The organism is Caldicellulosiruptoraceae bacterium PP1 (assembly GCA_041320695.1).
In the GTDB taxonomy this organism is placed as follows: domain Bacteria; phylum Bacillota; class Thermoanaerobacteria; order Caldicellulosiruptorales; family Caldicellulosiruptoraceae; genus JBGGOQ01.
Genome location: JBGGOQ010000038.1, coordinates 1 through 775, shown reverse-complemented (window position 1 = coordinate 775; position 775 = coordinate 1). Strand labels below are relative to the sequence as shown.

The window sequence follows — 775 nt, the reverse complement described above, 5'->3', positions numbered from 1 at the left end:
AGCAGGTTTGTAAGGAAGCAACTCAGAAGATGAAGCGAGGTAAAGATGAAGATGCCAAGCATAATGGGAAGTTGATTCCATACCAACCTTAACAGATGAAAGATTAAATTGATTAAGGCAATCAATAATCTTATCAACTAATTCATTAGCACCTTCTTGGTCATTAGGTAAAGAAAAAGGTTTTTTAATTAGATGATTACCAGCATCATCGATAAAGAAGATAGAATTTGACTGACTACTGATATCAATGCCCACGATTAAAGTATTTGGCAATTAAAAGACCTCCTTTTTGTAAGTAGTGGTAAGAAAAAGAATAAAGCCCTTTATCCTTAGGGATTACACATAATGCAGCCTCGCAGATATTAGAGCTACTGGATAGATTACAGGGTGCACACATCTGAAATGCTCAATCAGGTGTGGTAAGCTACCAGTGCACAGCAAACGAGTTAACATTAGTTATGTAATCCTTCGGGGTTCAGTCTAAACCGAGCTGTGGCATGCATTATCCTAAAGCGTGTCCAGCAGGAGGAATCAAAAAATATCCAAATAAACTAAAACAGGCTTAAACTTTTTCTGATTTTAGTTTACCAAAGATAAAGGGCAAAATAAAACTGTAGCAGTCAATTTTAATATTCAATTTTTGAGAAGTGAATGTTTAGAGAAAAGACAATTATTTATGGTTAATTTCCAGTAATCAATTGGTACTTATAATTTAATATACCAATTGAGATATGAATTTTTGATTGATTTGATAATCATATTATACGAGGAGGAA

The 775-nt window shown here is 33.7% G+C and carries 1 protein-coding gene; it reads right to left on the bottom strand.

From position 1 onward, the window contains the following. Positions 1 to 273: transposase (locus tag ACAG39_12470; GenBank protein ID MEZ0538034.1), on the bottom strand; the 273-nt coding region annotated here is incomplete at its 3' end. Between the last annotated feature and the right edge of the window lie 502 nt (positions 274 to 775).